4 protein-coding genes, 3 rRNA genes and 1 riboswitch are annotated in these 10,432 nt (G+C 46.3%); of the genes, 1 reads left to right on the top strand and 6 read right to left on the bottom strand.

Translation table 11 applies throughout. The features are described 5' to 3' along the window. Window positions 1–41 precede the first annotated feature (41 nt). Entirely contained in the window at window positions 42–173 is a 132-nt protein-coding gene (locus NYE65_RS27260) for a DUF3951 domain-containing protein (RefSeq protein ID WP_445670415.1), read from the top strand. A gap of 185 nt (window positions 174–358) precedes the next feature. Here NYE65_RS27260 and rrf read toward each other — a convergent pair. From rrf to NYE65_RS14740, 6 genes are all read right to left on the bottom strand, one after another. Further along, window positions 359–474: ribosomal RNA gene (gene rrf / locus NYE65_RS14765) — 5S ribosomal RNA — on the bottom strand. A gap of 64 nt (window positions 475–538) precedes the next feature. Beyond that, window positions 539–3,471 (bottom strand): 23S ribosomal RNA (locus NYE65_RS14760). Between the two features lie 176 nt (window positions 3,472–3,647). Beyond that, a 16S ribosomal RNA gene (locus tag NYE65_RS14755) occupies window positions 3,648–5,198 on the bottom strand. The 16S, 23S and 5S rRNA genes sit together here, the layout of an rRNA operon. Window positions 5,199–5,568: 370 nt before the next feature. Then, the gene (gene ptsG, locus NYE65_RS14750) at window positions 5,569–7,638 is read right to left on the bottom strand and encodes a glucose-specific PTS transporter subunit IIBC (protein ID WP_340861142.1); all 2,070 of its coding nucleotides are present in this window, start codon (window positions 7,636–7,638) and stop codon (window positions 5,569–5,571) included. Between the two features lie 213 nt (window positions 7,639–7,851). Next, on the bottom strand, window positions 7,852–8,694 hold the full coding sequence (gene glcT / locus NYE65_RS14745) for a glucose PTS transporter transcription antiterminator GlcT (protein ID WP_268590088.1): 843 nt from the start codon (window positions 8,692–8,694) through the stop codon (window positions 7,852–7,854). Window positions 8,695–8,847: 153 nt separating this feature from the next. Next, window positions 8,848–10,179, bottom strand: a complete 1,332-nt coding sequence (locus NYE65_RS14740) for an NCS2 family permease (protein ID WP_034306155.1) — start codon at window positions 10,177–10,179, stop codon at window positions 8,848–8,850. A 104-nt stretch (window positions 10,180–10,283) separates the two neighbouring features. Further along, a riboswitch (purine riboswitch) is annotated at window positions 10,284–10,385 on the bottom strand. Window positions 10,386–10,432: the final 47 nt, after the last annotated feature.

Here is a 10,432-nt window from a genome sequence, read left to right as displayed (position 1 = left end):
GAAATAGTAAGCAATCTTTTTGAGGAGTGATTAAATGGCATATGGCTTATAGTCCATTTGTTATTACTGTAATATGCTTTGTTTGTTATCGGCTGATTAAAAAGAAATCAGCACCTTCAAATAGATACACACCTTATGATGACATCACAAAGGGAAATAAAGATGACATATAAAACCGTTACAGGATACTACAAATCATCACATTCAATATGAAGAGAAATCAAATAACGACAAGACCATTTAAACAGCCTTTAATTATGTGTGCAATAAAGCGACACTGTATGCGAAAAAAGATGGCTGTTTCCATGACCTTATGAACACAAAAAAAGACCAGCCGGATGGCTGATCTTTTCAAATGGCTTGGCGGCGTCCTACTCTCACAGGGGGAAACCCCCAACTACCATCGGCGCTGAAGAGCTTAACTGCCGTGTTCGGAATGGGAACGGGTGTGACCTCTTCGCTATCGCCACCAAACATAAAAGGAACGTTGTTCCTTCAAAACTAGATAATAAGAAGGTATTTCATTTTTTAAAAAGCGTTGGTTAAGTCCTCGATCTATTAGTATCAGTCAGCTCCACATGTCACCATGCTTCCACCTCTGACCTATCAACCTGATCATCTTTCAGGGATCTTACTAGCTTGCGCCATGGGAAATCTCATCTTGAGGGGGGCTTCATGCTTAGATGCTTTCAGCACTTATCCCGTCCGCACGTAGCTACCCAGCTATGCCTTTGGCAAGACAACTGGTACACCAGCGGTGCGTCCATCCCGGTCCTCTCGTACTAAGGACAGCTCCTCTCAAATTTCCTGCGCCCGCGACGGATAGGGACCGAACTGTCTCACGACGTTCTGAACCCAGCTCGCGTACCGCTTTAATGGGCGAACAGCCCAACCCTTGGGACCGACTACAGCCCCAGGATGCGATGAGCCGACATCGAGGTGCCAAACCTCCCCGTCGATGTGGACTCTTGGGGGAGATAAGCCTGTTATCCCCGGGGTAGCTTTTATCCGTTGAGCGATGGCCCTTCCATGCGGAACCACCGGATCACTAAGCCCGACTTTCGTCCCTGCTCGACTTGTAGGTCTCGCAGTCAAGCTCCCTTGTGCCTTTACACTCTACGAATGATTTCCAACCATTCTGAGGGAACCTTTGGGCGCCTCCGTTACTCTTTAGGAGGCGACCGCCCCAGTCAAACTGCCCACCTGACACTGTCTCCCACCCCGATAAGGGGCGCGGGTTAGAATTTCAATACAGCCAGGGTAGTATCCCACCAACGCCTCCACCGAAGCTGGCGCTCCGGCTTCTCAGGCTCCTACCTATCCTGTACAAGCTGTACCAAAATTCAATATCAGGCTGCAGTAAAGCTCCACGGGGTCTTTCCGTCCTGTCGCGGGTAACCTGCATCTTCACAGGTACTATAATTTCACCGAGTCTCTCGTTGAGACAGTGCCCAGATCGTTACACCTTTCGTGCGGGTCGGAACTTACCCGACAAGGAATTTCGCTACCTTAGGACCGTTATAGTTACGGCCGCCGTTTACTGGGGCTTCGGTTCAAAGCTTCGCTTGCGCTAACCTCTCCCCTTAACCTTCCAGCACCGGGCAGGTGTCAGCCCCTATACTTCGCCTTGCGGCTTCGCAGAGACCTGTGTTTTTGCTAAACAGTCGCCTGGGCCTATTCACTGCGGCTTTTCTGGGCTATTCACCCTAAAAAGCACCCCTTCTCCCGAAGTTACGGGGTCATTTTGCCGAGTTCCTTAACGAGAGTTCTCTCGCACACCTTAGGATTCTCTCCTCGCCTACCTGTGTCGGTTTGCGGTACGGGCACCTTACATCTCACTAGAGGCTTTTCTTGGCAGCGTGGAATCAGGAACTTCGGTACTATATTTCCCTCGCCATCACAGCTCCGCCTTAATGGAAACGGGATTTGCCTCGTTTCCGGCCTAACTGCTTGGACGCGCATATCCAACAGCGCGCTTACCCTATCCTTCTGCGTCCCCCCATCGTTCAAACGATGTATAGGTGGTACAGGAATATCAACCTGTTGTCCATCGCCTACGCCTTTCGGCCTCGGCTTAGGTCCCGACTAACCCTGAGCGGACGAGCCTTCCTCAGGAAACCTTAGGCATTCGGTGGAAGGGATTCTCACCCTTCTTTCGCTACTCATACCGGCATTCTCACTTCTAAGCGCTCCACCAGTCCTTCCGGTCTGACTTCAACGCCCTTAGAACGCTCTCCTACCATCGACACCATACGGTGTCAATCCACAGCTTCGGTGATACGTTTAGCCCCGGTACATTTTCGGCGCGGAGTCACTCGACCAGTGAGCTATTACGCACTCTTTAAATGGTGGCTGCTTCTAAGCCAACATCCTGGTTGTCTAAGCAACTCCACATCCTTTTCCACTTAACGTATACTTTGGGACCTTAGCTGGTGGTCTGGGCTGTTTCCCTTTCGACTACGGATCTTATCACTCGCAGTCTGACTCCCAAGAATAAGTATTTGGCATTCGGAGTTTGACTGAATTCGGTAACCCGTTGGGGGCCCCTAGTCCAATCAGTGCTCTACCTCCAATACTCTCATCTTGAGGCTAGCCCTAAAGCTATTTCGGAGAGAACCAGCTATCTCCAGGTTCGATTGGAATTTCTCCGCTACCCACACCTCATCCCCGCACTTTTCAACGTGCGTGGGTTCGGGCCTCCATTCAGTGTTACCTGAACTTCACCCTGGACATGGGTAGATCACCTGGTTTCGGGTCTACGACCTCATACTCATTCGCCCTATTCAGACTCGCTTTCGCTGCGGCTCCGTCTCATCAACTTAACCTCGCATGAAATCGTAACTCGCCGGTTCATTCTACAAAAGGCACGCCATTACCCATTAACGGGCTTTGACTACTTGTAGGCACACGGTTTCAGGATCTATTTCACTCCCCTTCCGGGGTGCTTTTCACCTTTCCCTCACGGTACTGGTTCACTATCGGTCACTAGGGAGTATTTAGCCTTGGGAGATGGTCCTCCCTGCTTCCGACGGGATTTCTCGTGTCCCGCCGTACTCAGGATCCACTCAGGAGGGAACGAAGTTTCAACTACAGGGTTTTTACCTTCTTCGACGGACCTTTCCAGGTCGCTTCATTTACCCCGTTCCTTTGTAACTCCATGTTGAGTGTCCTACAACCCCAAGAGGCAAGCCTCTTGGTTTGGGCTAATTCCGTTTCGCTCGCCGCTACTCAGGAAATCGCGTTTGCTTTCTCTTCCTCCGGGTACTTAGATGTTTCAGTTCCCCGGGTCTGCCTTCAGTACCCTATGTATTCAGGTAAAGATACTGTTCCATTACGAACAGTGGGTTTCCCCATTCGGAAATCTCCGGATCAAAGCTTACTTACAGCTCCCCGAAGCATATCGGTGTTAGTCCCGTCCTTCATCGGCTCCTAGTGCCAAGGCATCCACCGTGCGCCCTTTCTAACTTAACCGTTAAAAAAGATCTTACAGATGCTTTGAAAAAAATTAATTGCCTTCTATCTATTATCTAGTTTTCAAGGAACAAAGCAGAAAGAATCCATCACATCGTGATGTTTGTCTTTCCTATTTGAATGAATTACTCATTCAAAACTGAACAAAACAAAAGCGCTCTCGTAATTATCCTTAGAAAGGAGGTGATCCAGCCGCACCTTCCGATACGGCTACCTTGTTACGACTTCACCCCAATCATCTGTCCCACCTTAGGCGGCTGGCTCCATAAAGGTTACCTCACCGACTTCGGGTGTTACAAACTCTCGTGGTGTGACGGGCGGTGTGTACAAGGCCCGGGAACGTATTCACCGCGGCATGCTGATCCGCGATTACTAGCGATTCCGGCTTCATGCAGGCGAGTTGCAGCCTGCAATCCGAACTGAGAATGGCTTTATGGGATTCGCTTACCTTCGCAGGTTTGCAGCCCTTTGTACCATCCATTGTAGCACGTGTGTAGCCCAGGTCATAAGGGGCATGATGATTTGACGTCATCCCCACCTTCCTCCGGTTTGTCACCGGCAGTCACCTTAGAGTGCCCAACTGAATGCTGGCAACTAAGATCAAGGGTTGCGCTCGTTGCGGGACTTAACCCAACATCTCACGACACGAGCTGACGACAACCATGCACCACCTGTCACTCTGTCCCCCGAAGGGGAAAGCCCTATCTCTAGGGTTGTCAGAGGATGTCAAGACCTGGTAAGGTTCTTCGCGTTGCTTCGAATTAAACCACATGCTCCACCGCTTGTGCGGGCCCCCGTCAATTCCTTTGAGTTTCAGCCTTGCGGCCGTACTCCCCAGGCGGAGTGCTTAATGCGTTAGCTGCAGCACTAAAGGGCGGAAACCCTCTAACACTTAGCACTCATCGTTTACGGCGTGGACTACCAGGGTATCTAATCCTGTTTGCTCCCCACGCTTTCGCGCCTCAGTGTCAGTTACAGACCAGAAAGTCGCCTTCGCCACTGGTGTTCCTCCAAATCTCTACGCATTTCACCGCTACACTTGGAATTCCACTTTCCTCTTCTGCACTCAAGTTCCCCAGTTTCCAATGACCCTCCACGGTTGAGCCGTGGGCTTTCACATCAGACTTAAGGAACCACCTGCGCGCGCTTTACGCCCAATAATTCCGGACAACGCTTGCCACCTACGTATTACCGCGGCTGCTGGCACGTAGTTAGCCGTGGCTTTCTGGTTAGGTACCGTCAAGGTACCAGCAGTTACTCTGGTACTTGTTCTTCCCTAACAACAGAACTTTACGACCCGAAGGCCTTCTTCGTTCACGCGGCGTTGCTCCGTCAGACTTTCGTCCATTGCGGAAGATTCCCTACTGCTGCCTCCCGTAGGAGTCTGGGCCGTGTCTCAGTCCCAGTGTGGCCGATCACCCTCTCAGGTCGGCTACGCATCGTCGCCTTGGTGAGCCATTACCTCACCAACTAGCTAATGCGCCGCGGGCCCATCTATAAGTGACAGCGTAAACCGTCTTTCCATCTTCTCTCATGCGAGAAAAGAACGTATCCGGTATTAGCTCCGGTTTCCCGAAGTTATCCCAGTCTTATAGGCAGGTTGCCCACGTGTTACTCACCCGTCCGCCGCTAATCTCAGGGAGCAAGCTCCCGTCGATTCGCTCGACTTGCATGTATTAGGCACGCCGCCAGCGTTCGTCCTGAGCCAGGATCAAACTCTCCGAAGAAATGTTTGACTTGCTCATTTGCTTTTTTGATAGTGTGTGCTCACTTAAAATTTAACGTTGGCGCTTTGTTTTGTTCAGTTTTCAAAGAGCAATATTTTCCATCGCTTCGTTTAGCGACTTTATTAGTATAACACCCTCCAAACACAAAGTCAACAACAAGTTATCATTCACTTGTTTGTCTTGTTTGTCTCAAGCGGTGTATTTAATATATTAGCACTTGCATATAGATAAGTCAATTTAATCTTTTAAAATTAACTTCTTTTTTTCACTGAACCACTTTCTTTCTATAGAAGCCGGTCCATGCCAAAGAATCATCAAAAAAAACAGGAGGGCAGCTGATTATAGCCACCCTCCCGTTATTTATTAATGATTATTTATTGATGGAGATTACGTCCGCTTCTTCCCTATCTACATTTCCGGCCTTTTCAATCTTGACACTTTCACCTTCGGAAAGGTTAGTAAAGACGATTGGCGTAATGATAGAGCTAGCATTGTTTTTGACATACTCTATATCAACTTTAAGCAATGGCTGCCCGCTTGTCACTTTATCTCCTTGAGCGACAAGTGCTTCGAAACCTTTGCCTTCCAACTTAACTGTATCGATCCCGACATGAATCAAGATTTCACGTCCAGCTTCGGAAACGATACCTATTGCATGTTTAGTCGGGAATAAATTAACGATCGTACCGTCCACAGGAGAAACAACCAACCCTTCCTCGGGTACAATTGCAAATCCATCGCCCATCATTTTTTCAGCAAAAACTGCATCAGGCACTTCCGTGATCGGTTTTAATTCCCCTTTAATAGGAGAAACAAAGCGCTCGGAAACTTCATCCGTCCGTAATGGTTTCGGGACGACATCCTCGATTTGCTTTTCCACACCTACTTCAGGAGACGTTTCTACTTTACGAGGCCGTTTTCCATCAATGATATCTTTCATTTGCCCCTTGATCGTTTCTGAACGAGGTCCGAAGATAGCCTGGATGTTATTGCCCACTTCCAGAACTCCAGCGGCACCAAGTTTCTTCAGCCTATTTTTATCAACGTTACCGATGTCATTGACCGATACACGAAGACGGGTAATGCAAGCATCCAAGTGAGAAATATTTTCTTTTCCGCCCATGGCGTCCAAGATATCCCCTGGAAGACTTCCAGCTGTACTTGCAGATCCTTCGGCTTCCTCATCCTCTTCCACTTCACGACCAGGAGTTTTAAGGTTAAACTTCCTTATCGCAAATCGGAATCCAAAGTAATAGATAACCGCAAGGACTAAACCAACCGGAATAACAATCCATGCATTGGTTTGCGGATTGATTAAACCAAACAGTACGTAATCGATCAAACCACCCGAGAACGTCATCCCGATTTTCACGTCCAGTAAATGCATGGTCATGAATGATAGACCGGCAAACAGACAGTGAATCCCGAATAGTATCGGTGCAACAAATAAGAATGCAAATTCAAGTGGCTCAGTAATCCCAGTCAAGAATGATGTAAGTGCTGCAGAAGCCATCAATCCCCCGACTATTTTCTTTCTTTCCGGTCTTGCTTCATGATAAATGGCCAAAGCTGCAGCTGGTAACCCGAACATCATGAATGGATATTTACCAGTCATGAAGGTACCGGCCGTTAAATTCTGTACGCCATCTTTAATTTGTGCCATGAAGATGGCCTGGTCTCCTCTGACTGGCGTTCCCCCTCCTTGAGGGACATAGCTGCCAAATTCGAACCAGAATGGAGAATAGAAGATATGGTGCAATCCAAAAGGAATCAGCGCACGTTCTACAACCCCAAACACGAAAGCTCCAAGTGTCAGGTTAGCACCCAACATATTTTCGGAAAATGAATTTAACCCCGATTGAATCGTCGGCCAAATCAAAATCATTAACAACCCAAGAATAACTGCGCTTGCAGCTGTTACAATGGGTACAAAACGTTTACCTGCAAAGAATCCTAAATAAGAAGGCAGTTCAATTTCATAAAACTTATTATACATAACAGCAGCCATGACACCGACGATAATACCGCCGAACACACCTGTTCCCAACGTCGGGATTCCCAGAACATTGGTATACACCGCACTATTGTTCTCAATGTCGGCAGCGTCAATGCCAAGAACAGTTCCCATCGTTACATTCATAATCAAGAAACCGATAATCGCCGCAAGGCCGGCAACACCATCTCCACCAGCTAACCCAATTGCGACCCCCACAGCAAACAACAAGGGAAGATTCCCAAAAATAATATTTCCGGCATTCTCCATTACCGATGCGACCATTTCCACTCCGCCACTCGCAAGAAACGGGGCGATATCCAACAAAGTTTCGTTTTGCAATGCATTACCAAACGCAAGCAAAATTCCGGCCGCTGGTAAAATGGCTACAGGAAGCATCAAAGCTTTACCGATTTTTTGCAAAACACCAAACAACTTCTTAAACATAGGTTTTCCTCCTCTTTACTGTTTTTCCATGCTAATAAAACGGTTACATTTACGATGGTATTCATCTTCCCACGCATCAGAATTCAAATACAAAAAAGGCATAAGCAAAGATAGGATTGAAATGAAAATTCAGGTATATAATACCCTCTTTCATAACAATCATTCTCCTCACTTATGCCTGATCGAATCAGTAACACGTAAGTTAATGTATGTTTATTTAATTTTCTTTTGTAATCGTTGGATATGCATCGTTAGATAGACAGCTTCCGCATCACAAACCGGTTTGCCTAATTTCTGCTGCATAATTTTTATTAGCTTCCAAGAGATATTGTAACACAAAGGATATTCTTCTTTCAATAGCATTGCTATTTTTTCAGGTTCCTCTACTTTTTCCCCAGCAAGCACCCTGTCTATCATAAATCTTAAATGACGGACCAAACGTGAATAGTCTATGCTATCCTTATTAATTTTCACATTGAGCTGTTCTTCAACAACTTGAATAAGGCGATAGATTAACTGCGAATGCTGATTGACTTCCGATAAGTCTTTATTTGATATTGCGCTATGAATATGAAGCGTAATAAAACCGATTTCCCCTTGGGGCAGGCCTATGCCTGTCTTATCTTGAATTAATTCTACTACATCGACAGCAATATCATGTTCAAAAGGATAAAGGGTTATCGTTTCTTTCAAGAATGGGTTTTTGATAGTCATTCCTTGTGAAACACGCTGAAGGGCGAACAATAAATGATCTGTTAAACCGACATGTATATGTTCATTTAACTTTCCAGTAACCCGGTCATTAATGAGATGAATGGATTCTATAATGGCTGCTTGAAGATTTTGATCGATTTGCGGCAAGAGTTTTTTGTAACTTTCCTGTTCCTTAACATTTTTCAGGACAAACGTTTTCTCCGCTAGTTCCGGACTCAACTCTTCGCCTTTCTTTCGGTTGAAGCCTAAGCCCTTTCCAATAGTAACGACTTCTCCATACGACGGATGCGTGGCAATCACCACATTATTGTTCAAAACCTTTTCAACGATAAAACCATTCATTTTTCTCCCTCTTTTTTTCTCAAAGTCATCCCTATGCCCCATACAGGATAAAGTACTTAGTACTTAGTACTTTTACTATACACGATATGAGCTTTCTCTTACAACATGAAAGAAGAGCCCCGAAATCAGGACTCTCCTTACTTACTTGCATTATTACTTCAAGAAAATGAAATATAGCAGGAAGACGACTCCAAGCCCCCACATGATCGGATGAACCTCTTTTGCTCTTCCTTTCATCGACATAGTGATTGGATAGAAGATGAATCCGCAAGCGATACCTGTCGCAATTGAATATGTCATAGGCATCATGATGACCGTAAAGAAGGCCGGAACCGCAATTTCGAACTTTTGCCAGTCAATATTTTTAAGTGATGATGCCATTAATACTCCGACTATAACCAATGCCGGCGCAGTCACAGCAGATGTCACCACTGATAGAAGCGGGAAGAAGAAAAGGGATAGGACAAACAGCAACCCTGTCACTACAGCCGCAAATCCGCTTCGGGCACCAGCAGCAACACCCGATGTGGACTCTACATAAGATGTCGTGGTGGATGTACCAAGAATTGCACCTGAAACGATGGATAATGAATCAGCAAGCAACCCTTTACCCACTCTAGGAAGAACATTATCCTTCATCAATCCAGCTTGTTGTGCGACAGCCACCAGCGTACCGGCTGTATCAAAGAATGCTACGAACAAGAAGGTCAGTATCACGATTAACATTTGACCAGTGAAGAGATCACCGGGATTTCCAAAAGCATCGAACGCAACCCCGAATGTAGGCGCTATGCTAGGAACGGCACCGATTATTTTGTCCGGCACCGGAACTTGTCCAAAGATCATTCCTGCAATGGCTGTAATGACCATTCCTATGAACACGCCGCTTTTGACGCCTCTAGTCATCAAAATGACGGTTACGACAATTCCAAACACAGCCAATAAAGTATTTCCTGATGTCAAATCGCCCAGTCCGACAAGAACGCTGTCATCATTCGTGATGATACCAGCATTCTGAAACCCTACAAAAGTAATGAATAAACCGATACCGGCTCCAACTGCGTATTTCAATTCGACTGGAATTGCATTAATGATTTTTTCACGTATTCCCGATAAGGAAAGTAAAACGAAGATAATACCTGAAATCAATACTCCTGTTAAAGCAGTCTGCCAAGGAATTCCAAAGCCAAGCACAACGGTAAAAGCGAAGAAAGCATTCAATCCCATACCCGGCGCGAGCGAGATTGGATATCTGGCTATGAGTCCCATTAATATCGAGCCGATTGCGGCTGACAGTGCGGTTGCGGCAAAAACCGCTCCGTAGTCCATTCTTAATTCATCCGGATAGTCCTCGATGCTTTGTAAAGTCAGCATTACAGGGTTTACAACCAGGATATATGCCATTGAAAGGAAAGTAGTTAGTCCACCAAGTATTTCACGGCGATAATTAGTTCCCAGCTCGTTAAACCGAAAATAATTTTTCATTATGAGTCTCCCCCATCATAAAATCGTGCCAACAGAAAATGCCCCATTCGTTTATGAACGGGGCTTGACTGCGGTCATGTAAAGAAGTGGCGGTTTATTTATACACGCCAATCCTTCCACATCGTAGTCAAGCCGTTCACGGCAGCTTGGTAGAAACTTTTGGGCCATATCCCCAATATTATACGACAATTATGTTTTTTTATTATTATAGGTATAGTGTATCAGTCACTAAAATAATCGTCAATATACCAAA

Origin of the sequence: Peribacillus sp. FSL R5-0717, from assembly GCF_038002945.1 — a bacterium.
In the GTDB taxonomy this organism is placed as follows: Bacteria; Bacillota; Bacilli; order Bacillales; family DSM-1321; genus Peribacillus; species Peribacillus frigoritolerans.
Note: the sequence above shows the minus strand (reverse complement) of the source record. Positions and strands in the feature narration are given on the sequence as shown.